Source organism: Beutenbergia cavernae DSM 12333, assembly GCF_000023105.1.
Classification (GTDB): Bacteria; Actinomycetota; Actinomycetes; order Actinomycetales; family Beutenbergiaceae; genus Beutenbergia; species Beutenbergia cavernae.
The window spans coordinates 2987186-3004733 of the sequence record NC_012669.1; the positions used below are offsets into that span (position 1 = coordinate 2987186).

General features: G+C 73.6%; 12 protein-coding genes. 5 read left to right on the forward strand and 7 right to left on the reverse strand.

Annotation, left to right across the window (positions count from 1 at the left end; translation table 11 throughout):
• The first annotated feature begins 120 nt into the window (after nt 1-120).
• The 4 genes from BCAV_RS13570 to BCAV_RS13585 all read left to right on the forward strand — a co-directional run bounded on the left by BCAV_RS13570 (nt 121) and on the right by BCAV_RS13585 (nt 5357).
• The gene (locus BCAV_RS13570) at nt 121-636 is read left to right on the forward strand and encodes a YqeB family protein (RefSeq protein WP_015883176.1); all 516 of its coding nucleotides are present in this window, start codon (nt 121-123) and stop codon (nt 634-636) included.
• 4 nt (nt 637-640) lie between these two features.
• Nucleotides 641-1399: an ABC transporter ATP-binding protein gene (locus BCAV_RS13575; RefSeq protein WP_015883177.1), complete on the forward strand. Its 759-nt coding sequence runs from the start codon at nt 641-643 to the stop codon at nt 1397-1399.
• Nucleotides 1384-3084, forward strand: coding sequence for a hypothetical protein (locus BCAV_RS13580; RefSeq protein ID WP_015883178.1), 1701 nt, complete (start codon nt 1384-1386; stop codon nt 3082-3084). Before BCAV_RS13575 ends, BCAV_RS13580 begins: the two co-directional genes overlap by 16 nt.
• Nucleotides 3085-3317: 233 nt before the next feature.
• Nucleotides 3318-5357 carry a HelD family protein gene (locus BCAV_RS13585; protein WP_015883179.1) on the forward strand — a complete coding sequence of 680 codons (2040 nt, stop codon included), beginning with the start codon at nt 3318-3320 and terminating at the stop codon, nt 5355-5357.
• Nucleotides 5358-5366: 9 nt separating this feature from the next.
• Here BCAV_RS13585 and BCAV_RS13590 read toward each other — a convergent pair whose 3' ends face one another.
• A complete protein-coding gene (locus BCAV_RS13590) occupies nt 5367-7556 on the reverse strand; it encodes an alpha/beta hydrolase (protein WP_015883180.1) in 2190 nt (729 codons plus the stop codon).
• Nucleotides 7553-8629: a class I SAM-dependent methyltransferase gene (locus BCAV_RS13595; RefSeq protein WP_015883181.1), complete on the reverse strand. Its 1077-nt coding sequence runs from the start codon at nt 8627-8629 to the stop codon at nt 7553-7555. Before BCAV_RS13595 ends, BCAV_RS13590 begins: the two co-directional genes overlap by 4 nt.
• Before the next feature lie 167 nt (nt 8630-8796).
• On the opposite strand from BCAV_RS13595, the gene BCAV_RS13600 reads away from it, so the two are divergent.
• Nucleotides 8797-11529, forward strand: a complete 2733-nt coding sequence (locus tag BCAV_RS13600; protein ID WP_015883182.1) for a LuxR C-terminal-related transcriptional regulator — start codon at nt 8797-8799, stop codon at nt 11527-11529.
• 21 nt (nt 11530-11550) lie between these two features.
• Here BCAV_RS13600 and BCAV_RS13605 read toward each other — a convergent pair whose 3' ends face one another.
• The 5 genes from BCAV_RS13605 to BCAV_RS13625 are packed head-to-tail and all read right to left on the reverse strand — an operon-like array spanning nt 11551 to nt 17529.
• On the reverse strand, nt 11551-13635 hold the full coding sequence (locus BCAV_RS13605; RefSeq protein ID WP_015883183.1) for a hypothetical protein: 2085 nt from the start codon (nt 13633-13635) through the stop codon (nt 11551-11553).
• A gap of 48 nt (nt 13636-13683) precedes the next feature.
• Nucleotides 13684-14949, reverse strand: coding sequence for an enolase C-terminal domain-like protein (locus BCAV_RS13610; protein WP_015883184.1), 1266 nt, complete (start codon nt 14947-14949; stop codon nt 13684-13686).
• Entirely contained in the window at nt 14946-15752 is an 807-nt protein-coding gene (locus tag BCAV_RS13615) for an SDR family NAD(P)-dependent oxidoreductase (RefSeq protein ID WP_015883185.1), read from the reverse strand. Before BCAV_RS13615 ends, BCAV_RS13610 begins: the two co-directional genes overlap by 4 nt.
• Before the next feature lie 29 nt (nt 15753-15781).
• Nucleotides 15782-16627 carry a carbohydrate ABC transporter permease gene (locus BCAV_RS13620; RefSeq protein ID WP_015883186.1) on the reverse strand — a complete coding sequence of 282 codons (846 nt, stop codon included), beginning with the start codon at nt 16625-16627 and terminating at the stop codon, nt 15782-15784.
• Nucleotides 16628-16629: 2 nt separating this feature from the next.
• Complete coding sequence (locus BCAV_RS13625; RefSeq protein WP_015883187.1) at nt 16630-17529, reverse strand: carbohydrate ABC transporter permease; 900 nt, start codon at nt 17527-17529, stop codon at nt 16630-16632.
• Between the last annotated feature and the right edge of the window lie 19 nt (nt 17530-17548).

Genomic DNA, 17548 nt, shown 5'->3' on the forward strand with positions numbered 1-17548 from the left:
AGCCTAGGGACCGCCGCATCGTTCGTCCTCGGCCGGACGGTCGGAGCACTGGCCGATCGGCCGGTCGTCGTGGCCGACCGACCGATGCCACAGGACGGGCACGCTAGGAACACTCGAGGCGTGCCTGCCCCTACCCGCCTCGAGCCGAGCTCCACGGACCGCGCCCTGACCTGGCTCCTGCTGGTCGGGGGCGGGGCGCTGCTCGGCTGGGGCGTCTTCGCGATGCACGGCTGGTTGCTCGACCTGGAGTGGTTCCCGTGGCGTGGACCGGTCGAGCTGGTCGGCCGGTTCGCCGACGCGACGGGTCCCTGGGCGCCCGCGGTCTTCGTGGGCGCGGGCATCGTTCTCGGCGCCGTCCTGGCTCTGCTCTCCGTGGCGGACGAGGTGAGGGTGACGGTCGCCGACGACGCCGTAACGATCGTCAAGGGCGACTCGACGCGGACGCACCGGGCCGAGGACGTCCGCGAGGCGCTCCTCGACGCGAAGCACCTCGTGCTCGTGGCTGAGAACGGGACCGACCTCGCCCGCGTCAAGGTCGAGGTCGGGGGCGACGCCCTCGCCTCCGCCTTCACCCAGCATGGCTACCGATGGACCGACCCCACCCACCCCAAACCACCGACCCCGACGGACGGATGATCACATGACGGCGTTCGAGCTCGACGCCTTGACCAAGGACTTCTCCGGCACGCTCGCGGCGGACGCCGTGTCGGTGAGCGTGCCGGTCGGGTCCCTCACCGGCCTGGTCGGCCCGAACGGCGCCGGCAAGACGACGTCGCTCTCGATGGCCGTCGGCCTGCTGCGCCCGGACTCCGGCACCGCCCGGGTGCACGGCATCGACGTCTGGGCGGACCCGACGCGCGCGAAGGCGATGCTCGGTGTCCTGCCGGACGGCCTCGCCCTCCCGGAACGACTGACCGGCGCGGAACTGCTGCGCTACTGGGGACTCCTCCGCGGCATGGCGCCGGACGTCGTCGCCTCACGGACCGCCGAGCTGCTGCGGATCCTCGAGCTCGACGAGGCGGAGGCCAAGGGCGTCCTCGTCATCGAGTACTCCACCGGGATGCGCAAGAAGATCGGGCTCGCGACAGCGCTCCTGCACTCCCCCAAGGTGCTGGTGCTGGACGAGCCGTTCGAGGCGGTCGACCCCGTGTCGGCGCGCGTGCTGCGCGCCATCATGCGGCGGTTCGTCGCCGCCGGCGGGTCGATCGTCATCTCGTCGCACGTGATGTCGCTCGTCGAGGACCTGTGCGACCGCGTCGCGATCATCGCGAAGGGCGAGGTCGTCGCCGCCGGCACGCTCGACGAGGTGCGCGGCGACGGCTCCCTCGAGGACGTCTTCGTCCGGCTCGTCGGCGAGCGCAGCATCGGAGAGGAGGAGCTCGCATGGTTGGGATCCTGATCCGGCTGCGCTTCACGATCCAGCGGCACACGCTGAGCTGGAAGCGCCACCTCGGCCGAGCCCTGGGTCTGGTGGCCGCGGCGCTCACGTGGGCCGCCGTCCTCTTCGCGGAACCAGCGGCGCGGCACGACGTGCTCGTGGTCGCGCTGGCGATGTGGCTCGTCGGTTGGGTCATCGGGCCGATCCTCACGTCCGGCGCGAGCGTGCTCCGTCCCGAGTACTTCACGCTCCTGCCCCTCCCGGCGAGACGGCTGGGCCTCAGCCTGCTGGCCTCCGTCTTCGTGGGCGTCGGCGCCGCCGCCACCGGCGCGGGCTTCCTCGCCATCGCCGGCTACGGCGCGGTGAGCAGCCAGGCGTGGACCGCCGTCGTCGGGCTGCTGGCCGCCGCCCTGTTCCTCGTCGGCGTCGTCGCACTCTCCCGCACCGTGTACGCGCTGCTCGGCGCCGCGATGCGGTCCCGGCTCGGCCTCGAGCTCGCCGCGATCCAGTACGGGGCCCTCTTCGCCGGCGTGTTCGCGGGCTGGCTCATCGTCTCGCCCATCGTCACGGCGGTGCCGACGTTCCTCTCGGAGGGCCTCGGCGGCACGCCGGCAGCGGTGCTCGACGCCTCGCCGGCCGGCTGGCCCGTGCGCGCCGTGGATGCGGCCGCTGACGGCGACGTGGCCGCCGCGCTGGGGTGGCTGGGCCTGCTGGCCGCGTTCGCCGCACTCGCCGTCGCGGCGGCGGTCCGGCTCCTCACCCCGTACGTCGGGAACCGGACGTCCCGACGACGACGGCGTCCCCTGGGTTCCCGGGTCATGTCGGGCCGGGCCCTGCTCCCCACGACGCCCACGGGCGCCGTCGTCGGCAAGGAGCTCCGGATCTGGTGGCGGGACCCGTGGCGCAGTCTCGAGGTCCGCTCCTCCATCTGGTTCGGCATCCTCATCGCGCTCATCCTCTCGGTGACGGGCGGGAGCCCGTACGCGCCGTGGGCCGGCATGGCGATCGCCCTCATGGTGGGACTGAGCGGCGCGAACCTCTACGGCCAGGACGGAACGGCGCTCTGGCAGCTCGTCGTCGCCCAGTCGCCGCGCGCGATCCGCGCCGATGTGCGTGGCCGCCAGATCGGGATCGCCCTCGCGCTGGGGCTGCCCGCGCTCGTGCTGGTTGCCGCGGTCAGCGCTCTGGCGTCGTCGTGGACGTTCACCATCCCGATCGTCGCCGTCATCCTCGCCCTGCTGGGCGCTGGCAGCGGGGCCTCGGCGTTCCTGTCGGTGGTCGCGGTCACGCCGGGTGTGGAGCCGGCCAAGCGGGTCAACGCGAACGATGCCGGTGAGAACTCCATGGCGATCCAGATCGGCCTGTACACCACGTTGGTCCTCGCCTCCCCCACGCTCGCCGCTGTGGGCTTGCACCTGTTCGCCGGGTGGGGTGCCGGGGCGCCGTGGGCCGGTCCGGCGCTGCTCGGCATCGCCCTCGTCAACGCGCTCGTGGTCCCGTGGTGGCTCGGCGGCGTCGCCATCCGCACGCTCTCGCGAAGTCTGCCCGAGACGTTCGCTCGCCTGCGCTACCCCGGCATGAAGGTGGCCTCGGCCGGGAAGGCCACCGGCGGCGTCGTCGACTTCCTCGCCCGGACGACGGAGCAGAGCGCGCACGAGGCACGGAAGGCCGCCGCGGGTCAGCGCACCACGCCTGCTGCGAAGTAGGGGCGGGGTCGGCGTGCGACAGGCGCCGGCACCCGTCGCCACCGTGCGGCCAGTCCCCTGAACGTGGCCGAACGAGGGAACAACCACACGGTCGCCACCAGGGTGGCGACCGACGGACCCCTGCCGCGACGCACCGCCGCGCGCTAGGCTCCCCGGATGCCCACCCCCACCTGGGCCCGGCCATGCCCGGGCGCCGTCGTCGTGCGTGCCCTGCGGCCCGTCGCGGGGCCTCGATGAGCGCCGCGGACGTCGACCTGACCCGCGAGCTGGACGCGGAGCGCGCGCACCTCGTCGCCGCGCGGGAGGCGCTCGGACGGATGCGGGCTCGCGCCCAGCACGTGCTCGAGATCGGCTCCGGTGTCAGCGGGGACGCGTACGCAGCGGAGCGCCTCGGCTTCGCGCTCACGCGACGGGTCGCGGAGCTGGCAGACGACCCGGGCACGCCGCTGTTCTTCGGGCGGCTCGACTTCTCGCAGCCGCCCGACGGCGAGCACCCGCGGTGCTACATCGGCCGCCGGCACGTGACCGACGAGCGGCACGACCCGCTGGTGCTGGACTGGCGGGCACCCGTCTCGCGGGCGTTCTACCAGGCCAGCACGCGCACGCCGCACGGTGTGGCGACGCGACGCCGGTTCGGGTCGTCCGGCGGCGTGCTCACGAGCTTCGAGGACGAGCACCTCGACCGTGGGGAGTCCAGCGACGTCGCGTCGAGCCGCATCCTGACGGAGGAGATCGAGCGGCCCCGCGTCGGGCCGATGCGGGACATCGTCGCCACCATCCAGCCCGAGCAGGACGACCTGGTGCGTGCGGCGCTGAGCACGTCCCTGTGCGTGCAGGGCGGACCGGGCACCGGGAAGACCGCTGTCGGGCTCCACCGCGCGGCCTTCCTCCTGTACACCTACCGCTCGCAGCTCGAGCGCTCCCGGGTGCTCGTCGTCGGTCCGAACAGCGCCCTGCTGGCCTACGTCAGCGGCATCCTCCCCGCGCTCGGCGAGCTCGACGCCGTACAGGTGAGCATCGATGAGGTGTACACCGCTCCGGGCGAGCCCGCCGGTGCCTCCGACCCGCCGGCGGTCGAGTCTCTCAAGCACGACGCGCGGATGGCCGAGGTGCTGCACCGGGCGCTCTGGGCGCACGTGACACCCGCCGCTGACGTGCTCGCCGTCGCCCTCGGCGCGGACCGCTACACGCTCGGCCCCACGGAGCTCGACGGCGTCGTGCGCGAGGTCCTCGACCGCTCCCCGACGTACACCGGGGGCCGCGAGCTGGTGCGGGCGCGCATCGCCGCCCGGCTCGAGCGCGCCGTCGAGCTGCGGCGCGCTGAGAGCCCTGGCGAGGCGTGGGTGCGACGGACGGCCCGCAGCCGCCCGGTGACGGCGTTCCTCACCGGCGCCTGGCCGGCCGTGACGCCAGCGCAGGTGCTGCGGCGGCTGCTCGGCGACCCGGCCGTGCTAGCCGCGGCGGCCGAGGGCGTGCTCGACGAGGCGGAGCAGGAGGTGCTCGTCTCGACCTTCCGCTCCCGCTCCCGGCGGGCGGGCTGGAGCACCGCCGACGCCCTCCTCCTGGACGAGCTCGCCGCTCTCATGGAGCGACCCGCCACATACGGGCACATCATCGTGGACGAGGCCCAGGACCTCTCGCCGATGCAGTGCCGCGCACTGGCCCGGCGCAGCACGCACGGCTCGCTGACCGTGCTCGGCGACCTCGCCCAGGGGACGACGCCGTGGGCGGCACGCACGTGGACCGACGTGCTCACGCACCTCGGCCGAGCGGACGCCACCGTCGAGCACCTCACCACGGGATTCCGCGTGCCCGCTGTCGTGATGGACGTCGCGAACCGCCTCGTGCCGACGCTCGGCGACGACCTTCCGGTGACGCGCTCGTTGCGCCGGGACGGCGACTTCCGGGTGCGCCGCACCGGCGACCTCACCGCCGCCTACGTCGACGAGGCCCGTGCGGCGCTGGGCACGGAAGGGTCCGTCGGGCTGATCGTCCCGGACGCCGTCGCCGCGAGCGCCGGCGCGGCGCTGACAGGGAGCGGGCTCGCCTGGGGAGCCGCCGACGACCTCGAGTCGGCCGAGCGCCTCACGCTCGTCCCGGCGTCGCTCGCCAAGGGCCTGGAGTTCGACCACGTCGTCGCCGTCGAGCCGGCGCAGATCGTGGCCGCGGAGCCGCGCGGGCTGAACCGCCTCTACGTCGTCCTCACGCGGGCCGTCTCGCGTCTCGTCGTCGTGCACGCCGAGGACCTGCCGGCCGCCCTCGCCGTCGCCTGACCCCGCTCGTCACAGCAGATCCGCGAGGAGCCGCGCCGACCGCGCCGCGCCGTCGGTCTCCACGGGGCGGTAGTCGATGTCCCGGCCCAGCTCCTTGACGAGCGCCTCCGCGAGGCCGTCGGCGTCGGTCGCGGCGGCGTAGGGCAGGTGGGTGCCCGCGCGGTAGCGCTCTAGCCGGTGCCGCACGTGGAAGTTCTGCTCGAAGTGGTGCTCGAGCGGCACGTACAGGAACGGCCGCCGAAGCGCCGTCAGCTCCATGCACGTCGTCAGCCCGCCCTGCACGACGGCGACGTCGGACGCGGCGAGGAGCGCCGTGAGGTCGCCGCGGTATCCGTGCAGGCGGACGCCGCGACGTCGCGGGAGCGTGCGCGGATCGATGCGCGGGCCGGTGACGATCTCGAACCGGAGACCGGGCGCCAGCCGGCGCGCCACGGGCACCGCGTCCAGCACGCGCCGCAGCAGGTCGCCCCCGACGCCGGACCCGCCCACCGTGACGACGCACACCTGCTCGTCCGGCCGGTAGCCCAGGCGCTCGCGGATCTCCTCACGCTCCCCCAGCTCGCCCGGGTCGAAGCCCGTCACGTAGCCGGCGAAGGAGAAGTTGTCCTGCACCCAGCCGCGGATCTCCGGGAGATCCGGGCCGAACCGGTCGGGGACGACGTCGTCCGCGCTCCCGACGAAGATCGACGCGTCGCGGAGACGGCGGTACCGCGCCCGGTGCTCGATCATCTCCGCGTTGTAGTCGGCGGTGAGCGCACTTTCGTGCGCCCCGCCGTCCGGCATGGGCAACCACCCGACGAAGTCGGTGAACCAGGCGTAGGCCGAGCGCTTGAGCTCGGGGTTCTCGTGCAGGAAGTAGTCGACGTCCCACGCCTCGTCGCCGATCACGAGGTCGTAGTTCTCGGTCTCGGTCACCTCGTCGAACGTCATGAAGTTGCTGACGAGGATCTCGTCCATCCGCCGGATCGCGGCGAACGCATGCAGGTCGTGCTCGCCCGACTCGTGCTCGATGTGGCCGGACTCGCTCGCCAGATGGGCCGACGCCGGGTGGACGCGCTCGCCGGCGGCATCGAGAACTCGCGTGACGGGTTCCTGCGCCAACCAGTCGATCTCGAGCTCGGGGTGCAGGGCGCGGAGCTCCCGGGCGACGGCGAGGTCCCGCCGGGCGTGGCCGAGGCCGATGGGTGACGAGATGTAGAGCGCGCGCGCCCGGCGGTTCCGCCCGCGCGTCCACCGACGGGGTGCCGATGTCGGCGCGAGGCTCTCGGCGAACCGCCGGATCTCGTGGTTGACGAGAACGGGGTCCCGGAGATTCGGCCCGTGCCCGCCGCCTTCCACGCGGACGATCGTCCCGCCCGTCAGCTCGGCCAGGCGCTCCCCGTACTGGATCCCGCGCACGCGGTCGTCGGTGCCGTGCACGACGAGCACCGGGCACCGCACCTGCTCGCAGAGCGGCTCGATCAGGTCGCACACGGCGCCGTCGCACCCGAGGCGGCCGGCGGTCGTGTCGGCGAGCGTGGCCGGGCTGATCTCGTGACCCCAGGCGACGGCGTCCTCGATCTGCTTCGTCGAGTGCGGCTCGCTGAACATCTCGCCGAAGAAGAACCGCAGGAACGTGTCGTAGTCGTCGTCGTCGCCCTCGGTCCAGAAGTAGCGGTTGTACATCGCCCAGCCGTCGTGGTGGGAGTACCTGGCGTCCCAGGCGTACGTGTCGCGGTGCGAGCGCGGCACGTCGAACCCGCACGACGGCGCGATCGCGACGATGCCCTGCACGCGGCCGGGGTTCTCCGCGGCGACGTGGACGGCCCACGCCACCCCGCACGACAACCCCACGAGCGCCGCACGCTCGATGCCGGCGGCGTCCATCACGGCGACGGCGTCGGCGGCGTACTCGGCGTTCGTGTACGCCGCCGCACCTTCAGGGCGCCCGGAGGCACCGCTCCCCCGTCCGTCGAACGTGACGACCCGGAAGTGCCGCGCCAGGTAGGGCACCTGCGCCTTCCAGATGCGCGAGGGCACGATCGACCACGTCGGCAGCAGCAGCAGGGTCTGCGCGCCCGGCTGCCCGTAGGACTCCCACGCGAGCGCCACGCCGTCGCGCTCGACCACCCCCGCCGCGTCCGGCAGCCGGGCACGGCTGGCCGGGTCGCGCGCGTCGCCGAGCCGGGCCGGGGGTGTCTCCGATTCGGTCGCGCTCACTTCCTGACCTCGAGCACGTTGTTGAACGGCGTCTGGGCGGCGACGCGGAAGCTGGTGAAGCCTGCCGCGGTCACGATGTCGCGGATCTTGGCCGGACCGGCCTGGGTCCCGATGGCGAGGCCGACGTCCTGCGAGAGCGACGACGGCGTGCAGAGCAGCGTGGAGAACCCATAGTAGGCCCGCCCGACCGGGTTGAAGTTGTCCTCGACCCGGTCCCCTGCCGCCGGCTCGACGATCATCCAGGTGCCTTCCTCGGCCAGCGCGGCGTGCACGTGCCGGGCCGTGCCGACCGGGTCGCCCATGTCGTGCAGCGCGTCGAACGTGGTGACGAGGTCGAAGCCCGTACCGGTGAACTCGCCTCCTGAGGCCACCTCGAGCGACACGCGAGAGCTCAGGCCCGCGTCCTCGATGCGCTGACGTGCCGTGTCGATCGACGCGGCGTGCGCGTCCGAGCCCACGAACGTCGACTGCGGGAAGGCTTCGGCCATGATGACGGTCGACGAGCCGTGGCCGCACCCCAGGTCGGCCACACGTGCCCCGGCCTCGAGCTTCGCGACCACGCCGTCGAGCGCGGGGAGCCAGGAGCTCACGAGATTGGCGACGTAGCCCGGCCGGAAGAACCGCTCGCACCCCACGTGGACGTCGGTGCTGTGGTCTCCCCAGGCCAGCCCGTCTCCGTCGCGCGCGAGCTCGAAGATCCGGCTCGCATCGCTCACCGTGCCGAACGCGATCTGGAAGAAGCCGGGCAGGAACGCGGGCGACGACTCGTCGGCGAGGGCGATCGCGTGCTCGGGCGGCAGCGTGTACTCACCCGTCGCGCTGTCGTAGGTCACGAAGCCGCCGGCCGCCTGCGCGTTGAGCCACTCGCGCGCATACTTCTCGCCGGTCTCCGTGCGCGCGGCGAGCTCCGGTGCCGCGAGCGGGCCGTAGTCGGCCAGCGCGCGGTAGTAGCCGAGGCGGTCACCCATGACGACGAGCGCACAGTTCAGGGTGGCGCCGACCTCGTCGACGGCCCGGAACACGAAGCTCATCAGCTTGCCCTCGTCGATGACGGCGGTGTCGGTGGTGGTCATGGCGGTTCCTCTCGGGCGCGACCGGCGACCGATTCGCCGGCTGCTCGACGAGAATCCGCCGCGCTCGTCACGGAGGGCATCCGGGGACCCCCCTAGTCGTGCGCGAGGCGATCGATGCCCGCGCTGCCCGGGTACCGGGGCCACGGCGCTCCTAGACTCGATCCGCCATGTTGCTGGGGCGGGAGGACGACCAGCGCGCCATCGACGCGCTGATCGCCGCTGCCCGGTTGGGCTCGGGCGGCGCGCTCGTGGTGACCGGCGACGCCGGGATCGGCAAGAGCGCCCTGCTCGACGACGCCGTGGCCCGTGCCGAGGGGTTCCAGGTGCTGCGGGTCACGGGCACGGAAGCGGAGCGCGACCTCCCGTTCGCCGGGCTCGCCGAGCTGCTCCGGCCGGTCACCGACCGGATCGAGGACCTGCCGCACCCGCAGGCCACGGCGCTGGCCACCGCCCTGGCTCTGCGCGACGGCGACGAGGTCGACCGGTTCGCGGTCTCCGCCGGGGTGCTGACGCTCGTCGCGTCGCTGGCGGAACGACGCCCGGTGCTCGGGGTCGTCGACGACGCGCTGCTGCTGGATCGTCCGTCGGCGGAGGCGATCGCCTTCACGTGCCGGCGTCTGCTGGCCGACGCCGTGCTCGTGCTCGTCGCGGTCCGCGATCCAGATGCGGCGCCGTGGTCCTCCGCGACGCCGCACCGACGCACGCTCGCGCCGCTCGCCCCGGACGCCGCGGAGCTGCTCGCCGAGGCCGCGGCGCCCGCCGGTCTGGACCCTCACCAGCGACGACTCGTGCTCGAGCTCGCCGAGGGCAACCCGCTGGCGGTGCGCGAGCTCGTCCGGGATCCCGGGCGCCTCATCGGGCCGGTTCCCGATGCCCCGCCGCTCGTGCCCCAGGTGCTCGCCGAGGCGTTCGGTGAGCGCCTGTCGAGGCTGGCCCCGCAGGACGTGGCCGTGCTCCTGGCGGCGGCCGTCGCCGCCGGCGACCTCGCCGTGGTGGCCCGGGCCTGCGCCGCCGACGCGCTCGACCTGCATGCCCTCGAACGGGCGGAGCACCTCGGCCTGCTCACCGTCACGAGCGCACGCGTCGCCTTCTCGCACCCGCTCGTGCGCTCCGCCGTCTACGCCGCCGCGAGCACGGAAGACCGGCGCCGCACCCACCGCATCGTCGCCGACGTGCTCCCGGCGGGAGACGCGGACCGCCGGGCCTGGCACCGGTCCGCAGCCGCGCTCGGGCCCGACGCCGCCGTCGCGGACGAGGTCGAGGCCGTCGGGCGCCGCGCCGCGCGCCGCGGCGCCCACGCCGTCGCGGCCACCGCCCACGAGCGCGCAGCACACCTCTCGACGTCCGAGACGGTGCGCGCACGCCGCTTCCTGGCCGCCGGCGACGCCGCCGCGTCGGCCGGTGAGGACGCCAACGCCCTCGTGCTGCTCGATCAGGCTCTCCGCCACGATCCCTCACCCCACGTCGCGGCCCGTGCCCGGCTCGTCGAAGGGACGGCTGCCGCGCGTGGCGGGCACCTCCGCGACGCCCGCGACGTACTCACCGCCGGCGGCGCCGAGGCTGCCGACGCCGCCCCCGGCCTCGCGCTGCGGATGTACGCGGAAGCGGTGGACGCGTGCCTCTACCTCCTGGACGTCCCGGGCGCGGTGCGAGCCGCCGACGCGATCGAGCGCCTCCTGGCGGCCGGCGAGACGGACGACGACGCGTCGGCGGTCGCCGTCGCATCCGTCGCCGTCGGGATGGCCAGGATCCTCGCCGGCGGAGGGGGCATCGCACCGATCCGCCGCGGCGTCCAGCTCCTGGCGACGTTGCCGACGCGTGACGTCCCGCCGGGATGGGACGTGATCGGCTCGCTGTTCCTCCGCGAGAGCGGAGCAGCCCGGTCGCTCGTCGCGGACGCGCTCGAGCAGGGCCGCGCGGCGGGCGCCGTCGGTACCCTCCCGCACCTCCTGCACCACGTGGCCAGGGACGACGCGACGACCGACCGCTGGCAGCAGGCCGCGGCCGGCTACGGGGAGGCGATCTCGCTCGCCCGCGAGTTCGGCCAGGTCACGGAGCTCGCGGCGTCGCTCGCCGGGCTCGCGTGGGTCATGGCGCGCCAAGGGCGGACCGCCGAGTGTCTGGCTGCCGTCGACCAGGCACGGCAGCTCGACGCCGCTGACGACGTCCGGATGGGTGAGGCGTGGATCCGGTTCGCCGTGGCGGAGCTGCACCTCGGCGCCGGCGAGGTGACCACGGCGATCGAGGAGTTCGCCGGCGTCACGGCGTGGCTGGAGGACCTCGGGGTCGCCGACGTCGACCTCTCCCCCGTCCCGGAGCTCGTGGAGGCGCTGTGTCGCGGCGGCCGGTCCGACGAGGCACTCCCCTTCGCCGTGCCGTACCTCGAGCAGGCGGAGCGCAAGGGGCAGCCCTGGTCGCTCGCACGCGCCGCTCGCGTGCGTGGCCTGCTCGCTCCCGTCGACGACGTCGACGGCCCGTTCGCCCAGGCGCTGGAGCTGCACGCCGGCACGCTCGACGTGTTCGAGGTGGCCCGCACGCACCTCGTGTACGGCGAACGGCTCCGCCGCGCGCGTCGCAGCGTCGACGCCAGGGTCCACCTCCGCGAGGCGCTGGAGACGTTCCATCGCCTGGGTGCCGCGGCATGGGCGGACATCGCCACGGCCGAGCTGAACGCGACCGGCCTGAGCGTGCGCCGCCGCGAGGCCGGCCCGGTCACGGAGCTGACGCCGCGCGAGCTGCAGATCGCGCTGCTCCTGGCCGACGGGAGGACGACCCGCGAGGCCGCGGGTGCCCTCTTCCTCAGTCCGAAGACCGTCGAGTACCACCTCCGCCACGTCTACACGAAGCTCGGGATCGGCTCCCGGCGAGAGCTCGCCGCAGCGCTGCGCGAGTCGCCCTGAGCACCCCGGGGGGCAGGCCGCTCAGCGCGCGACGAGGCCGCTCGCGTCGACGTCGTACGTCCGCCCCGCCACGCGCAGCCCCGTCAGGCGCGCGCCCGGATCGAGCCCGGGCACGGGTCCGCTCGCCGTGACGGAGCCGTCGAGCCCCACCTCGACCCCGAACAGCGCGCCCACTACGAGCTCGACCCAGGATCCGGCCGACGAACAGGCCCAGTCGATGAGGTACGGGAACTGCGGCGGCGTCTTGCGCGCGCCGCCGTCCACCGGCTCGGCGGCCTCCTCCACGAAGTGCGCCTGCCCCGGCGGGCCCTGGTTCGCCGTCCGCGCCAGGCCGGGCAGCCACTCCAGCACCGCCTCGGGGTGGCCGAGCGCGATCGCGGCCCGGGCGCTGTCCGCCGGCCACGCCGGGTACGCCCCGTTCCACTGGTGGTCCGCGCGCAGCGAGTAGGCGGCGTCCGGGTCCCAGGGCGAGAGCGCTCGCATCCACGACGGCGTCCGCAGCTCCCGCACGAAGAAGGCCACCATCTCGTCGCGCACGTGCTCGGGCAGGTCCGCGGCGATCGTCGTCCCCACCGTCGCGAAGTCGTAGCAGTGGCGCGTCGGCACCTCCGAGCCGTCGCTGCGCCCCGTGAGGAAGTAGCCGGCTCCGTCGACGTAGCGCCCGAGCACCAGCGCGACGAGATCCTCCGCCTCCCCGCGCAGCCGCGCCGCGCCGTCGGAGTCCCCCTCGAGGTCGGCGACGTCGGCCGCCGTGCGCAGGCACCACACGTTGGCGGCGTTGAGGCTCGCGACCTCGTGCGTGTACGTGCTCACGCACTCGAGCAGGTTGTCGATCTCGCCGTAGTCGGCCAGCCCGGAGGCCCCGCGCAGCCGGTGCCACGCGCGGGCCCACTCGCGCACGTGGTCGCCCATCCGGCGTTCGCCGCCGTCCGCCGTCGCCACCACCTCGTCGAGGAACGCCACGTCGCCCGTGAACGCCACGTAGTCGCGCACGAGCCGCGTCATCGCGTAGTGGTTGACGGAGTACCAGTAGCCCACCGGCCCGCCCGTCAGCCACTCCGTCCCGAAGTGCTTGTCCAGGTCGAGGCTCACCCAGTGCCGGATGTGCCGCTTCATGACGTCCGGCTCGAGCTGCGCGTGCACGTGCGAGCTGAGCGAGTAGTCCCACAGGAACGTCGTCGTGACCCAGTACCGGGGCATGAGCGTGTCGTACGTCGTGCCGAGCACGCTGGCGGGGTTGGTCCGGCGGAACCACAGCACCCCCATGGCGCCCCACCAGTACAGGGTGCGCAACGCGTCGTCGTCCGTGTGCAGCACGGGGAGGCTGCCGGCGAACGTCTCGTCGTCGTCGTCGAACAGCGCCGCGAGCTCCCGGTTCCACTCACGCTCCGACGCCGCGACGGCCAGCTCGGGCGCGGCGAGCAGCGCGTCGAGCTCCGTGACCGCCGCCTCCGCGTCGGTCCCGAGAACGACGGCGAACGTCAGCTCCGCCGAGCCGCCCGTGAGCGTGAGCTCGACCTGGAGCAGCCGCGGCTCGCCGACGATCACCGTTCCCGACGGCACGTCCACACCCTGCACGCACACGGCCGCCCCGTCCTGAGGCGCACCCACCACGACGGTGCCCTCGCGGCCCGGGGCGAAGGCGAGCGTGTTCGGCGTGGTCGGCGTCTCCGCGTTGCGCCACGCCTGCGCGCGCGTCACCGCCGAGTCCAGCCAGAAGCCGAGCTCGACCATCGGGTGCTCGGACTCCACGCGGACGTGGACGACGACGCCGTTCGCGCCGGGCGGGCACACCGTGGTCGTCGCGATCTCGTACCCCGCCACGCTCGTGCGGCGCTCGACCCGGTCGGGCCGCCACTGCGTGGCCACGGCGCCGCCGTACGAGCGCGCGAGCCGGCCCTCGACGAACAGCTGGCCGGTGATCCGGTCCCCACCGACGAGCGGCGGCGCGTGCACGCTGCGCACGGCGACGACGTCGTGGTCGACCTGGGCGGTCACGACGTGGTTGGTCAGCCCGGGCGGGTTGACCATGTCGTCGTAGGCGTCGACGACGACGGCGCTCGCCAGTGCGGCACACGTCGGGATCGTGGGGGTGTCAGCGGGCATCGGGGCCGCCCTCTCGGCTCAGGTGGTGGGTGAGGAACGGGGCGCGCCTCAGCGCGCCCGCGCGTACCCGAGCGCCTCGGGAACGCCGTCGTCGTCCGGGTCGGCGAACTCGGTGTTCGGCAGCAGCGGGTACCAGTCCGGCCGGCCGGGGTCACGGTCGTACGCGTACGGGCCGAGCTCGCGGTACAGCGCCGCGTACTCCGCGACCTTGTCCTCGTCGAGCTCCACGCCGAGCCCGGGTGCGTCGGGCACGGCGATCCGCCCGCCGACGTACGGCACCTTCCCCCCGACGATCACGTCGTCGACGAGCTCGTGGTAGTGCGCGTCGGCCGCGAAGACGAGGTTCGGCAGCACGGCCCCCAGGTGGAGCATCGTGGCGAGCTGGATGCCGAGCTCGCCCGAGGAGTGCACGGCGACGGAGGTCTGCACGGTCTCGCACACGGCCGCCGCCCGCAGGCACGGCCGGATGCCGCCCCAGAACGTCGTGTCGAGGAGCACGACGTCGACGGCGGCGTCCCGCACGTTCGTCGCGAGCTGCTCGAAGTTGACGACGACGGTGTTCGTCGCGATCGGCAGCGTGGTCTTCTCCCGGACCCGGCGCAGTCCGTTGAGCCCCCAGGTGGGGTCCTCGAGGTAGTCGTTCGGCAGGTCCTCGACGGCCTTCGCGAACCGCACCGCCTCCTCGACCCCCAGCGCGCCGTTGGGGTCGTACCGGAACCGGTCGTCCGGGAACTCCTCGGCGAGCGCCCGGTAGCAGGCGAGCTCGTAGTCGGGCGGGAAGACCCCTCCCTTGAGCTTGTGCACGCGGAACCCGTGACGCTCGCGCAGGTCGCGCGCGTGCGCGACGAGCTGCTCGGGAGTGCGCACCTCCCCGGTCCCGTCCGGCCCCGGGTACCGGAAGAAGAGGTAGGAGGCGAACTCCACCTCGTCGCGGACGCGGCCGCCGAGCAGGTCGTGCACGGGCAGCCCGGCGTGCTTGCCGAGCGCGTCGAGGCACGCGAACTCGATGGCCGCGAGCAGCTGGGTGCGGTTGTTGTACAGGCTCGCCGTCGGGTTCGCGATCATGAAGCGCAGCGCCTCGGTGCGCGCCACCTCGTGCCCCACGAGGTACTCGCGCAGCGCGGCGATCGCGGCCTCGGCGCTCTGGCCCCCACCGCCCATCTCGCCGACCCCGACGATCCCGGAGTCCGTGGTGACCTCGACGATCGTCCGTACGAACCGACCCCAGTGCGCGCCGTTGCTGTGCCGCAGCGGCGCCGCCAGGGGCACCGTCACGGTGGTCGCGCGGACGTCGGCGATCCGCGGGCTGCTCACGACTCCCCCTCGAGGACGACGGCGTTGCCCGCCGTCAGCCCGCCGTCGACCTTGAGGTCGGCACCGGTGACGAACGACGCGGCGTCGCTCAGCAGGAACGCGACGACCTCGGCTACCTCGTCCGGGCGCGCCACCCGGCCCAGCGGGTGCGCCCGGCCCCACTCGGCCACGACGTCGTCCACGCTGCGCTCGCCCCGTACGAGATCCGCGGCCCAGCGCAGCATCGGCGTGTCCACCGAGCCCGGGCAGACCGCGTTGACCCGGATGCCGTCGCGGGCGTGATCGACGGCCATCGCCCGGGTGAGCGACAGCAGCGCGCCCTTGCCGGCGGCGTACGCGGCGACGCCGGTCTGCGCGACGTACGCCTGCACGGAGGAGACGAGGACGATCGCGCCGCCGCCGCGCTCGCGCAGGCGCGGGACGGCCAGCGCCGACGCCCGGAACGCTCCGCCGAGGTTGACGTCCATCACCTCCGCGTACGTCGCGGCGTCCGTGGCGTCGACGGTGCCGTAACGCTGGATCCCGGCGGCGCACACGAGTCCGTCGAGGCCGCCGAACCGCTCGTCGGCGACGGCGAACGCCCGGCGCAGCGCGCCGTCGACGCGCACGTCCGCGAGTGCGTGAGCCACCCGGTCGCCGTCCGCTCCGGTGCCGGCGAGGGTCGCGAGAGCGTCGGGGTCCCGGTCGACGGCCACCACGCGGGCGCCGCGGGCGAGCAGCAGCTCGGCGACCCCGCGGCCGATCCCGGCGCCCGCTCCGGTCACGAGCACGACGCGGCGCTCGAGCGCGCGCGGGTCGGTCATGTCGGGTCCTCGATTCGTCGGAGGAGTCATCAGAACTGGCCGAGCGACAGCCCGCGGGAGAACACGCGCTGCGTCAGCAGGAACAGGGCGACCGTCGGGATCGAGACCAGCAGGCCGCCCGCGAGCACCGTGGGCATCGTCGAGCCGCCGTACGTGCTCTGCATGGCCGACAGCGCCGGCATGAGCGGCCGTGTCGTCTCGGACTGCGCGAGCGTGAGACCGAGCAGCAGGTCGTTCCAGATGAGCGTGGCCTGCAGGATGTACACGGCGACCAGGGCGCTCATCGACATCGGGAGGTAGATCCGCCAGAAGATCCGCCACGTCCCCGCGCCGTCCACGACGGCCGCCTCGAACACCTGGTGCGCGATGCCGGAGAAGAAGTTCCGCATCACGAACGCCGCGAACGGCACGCTGATCGCCGTGTAGACGAGGATCATGCCCTGGCGGCTGTCGTACAGGCCGGTCTCCGCGTACCCGAGGAACAGCGGCATGAGGATCATCTGCAGCGGGAAGATCGTGGACGCGAAGATGACGACGAACCAGACGAACCCGTGGCGCAGCCGCAGCGCCACGATCGCGAAGCCGGCCGCGGCGCCGACGACGACGGCCAGGAGCGGGGCGACGAGCGCGTAGACGGCGGTGCTCAGGAAGCCCCTCGAGAGGCGCCCCCGGTCCCAGGCGTCGGCGATGTTCGACCACAGGCCGGCGATCCCCTCGGGCGCCCAGACCGAGGAGATGCCGTAGGACTCCGTCGTCTTCGCGGCGTTGGCGAGGAACAGGTAGACGGGGACGAGCCAGATCAGCCCGAGCACGACGAGGACGATGCGGCGGACCCACAGCGAGGCGGTGGAGCCCTGCGAGACGGAGGCTGCCATCGTCACACCACCTTGTCCTCGGACAGCTGCCGGCGCAGGTAGAGCACGGAGGCGATCACCGTGACGACGGTGAGGAAGACGGCGACGGCGGCGCCCAGCCCGTAGTCGTTCGCGAGGAACGTCTCCTGGTACATCGTCAGCGCGAGCGTCTCGGACACGCGGCCCGGCCCACCCTTCGTCATGCCCCAGACGATGTCGAACGTCTTGAGGCTGCCGACGATCGCCAGGCCGACGACGACCGTCGTCAGCGGGGCGAGCATCGGCCAGGTCATCGAGCGGAACATGCGCCAGCCGGACGCGCCGTCGACGCGGGCCGCCTCGATCGGCTCCTTCGGGATCGACTGCAGCCCGATGCCGAACAGCAGCGCGTTCACCCCGGCGCCTTGCCAGGTGGAGGCCAGGATCATGACGATCGTGTTGAGCGGAGCGTCGAGCAGCCAGCGCAGCTCCGAGCCGGGGAGGTGGAGGAACGCCAGCGCCTCGCTGAGCGCGCCGCCCGTCTGCAGGATGAACGTCCAGATGACCCCGACGGCGATGCCCGAGATCGCGTACGGCAGCAGGAACGGCAGCTTGAACCAGAAGCTGCCGGGCAGCCCGTGCACGAGCACGGCGATGAGCAGGCCGAGGCCGACGGGCAGCGCGATCGTCCCGACCACCCACAGCAGCGTGTTCCGCAGCGAGACGAGGAAGTTCGGGTCCGCGAACATCGCCGGATAGTTCGCGAAGCCGATCGGCTCCGGCGTGCCGAGCCCGCTGTACTCCGTGAAGCTGATCCACGTCGTCCACACGAACGGCAGGTACAGCACGACGGTCACCACGACGAGCGCCGGCAGGATGAACCCTCGCGCCTGCCACCGGTACGAGTGGCCGCCGGCGCGTGGTCGGCGGGTGAGCTGGGTCAACGTCGACTCCTCGGGTCGG

Bases quoted from the DNA above. Each gene is read 5' to 3' on its own strand.
- BCAV_RS13605 (WP_015883183.1), bottom strand. From the start codon at position 13,635: ATGCCCGCTGACACCCCCACGATCCCGACGTGTGCCGCACTGGCGAGC.
- BCAV_RS13585 (WP_015883179.1), top strand. From the start codon at position 3,318: ATGAGCGCCGCGGACGTCGACCTGACCCGCGAGCTGGACGCGGAGCGC.
- BCAV_RS13600 (WP_015883182.1), top strand. From the start codon at position 8,797: ATGTTGCTGGGGCGGGAGGACGACCAGCGCGCCATCGACGCGCTGATC.
- BCAV_RS13615 (WP_015883185.1), bottom strand. From the start codon at position 15,752: ATGACCGACCCGCGCGCGCTCGAGCGCCGCGTCGTGCTCGTGACCGGA.
- BCAV_RS13620 (WP_015883186.1), bottom strand. From the start codon at position 16,627: ATGGCAGCCTCCGTCTCGCAGGGCTCCACCGCCTCGCTGTGGGTCCGC.
- BCAV_RS13580 (WP_015883178.1), top strand. From the start codon at position 1,384: ATGGTTGGGATCCTGATCCGGCTGCGCTTCACGATCCAGCGGCACACG.
- BCAV_RS13595 (WP_015883181.1), bottom strand. From the start codon at position 8,629: ATGACCACCACCGACACCGCCGTCATCGACGAGGGCAAGCTGATGAGC.
- BCAV_RS13575 (WP_015883177.1), top strand. From the start codon at position 641: ATGACGGCGTTCGAGCTCGACGCCTTGACCAAGGACTTCTCCGGCACG.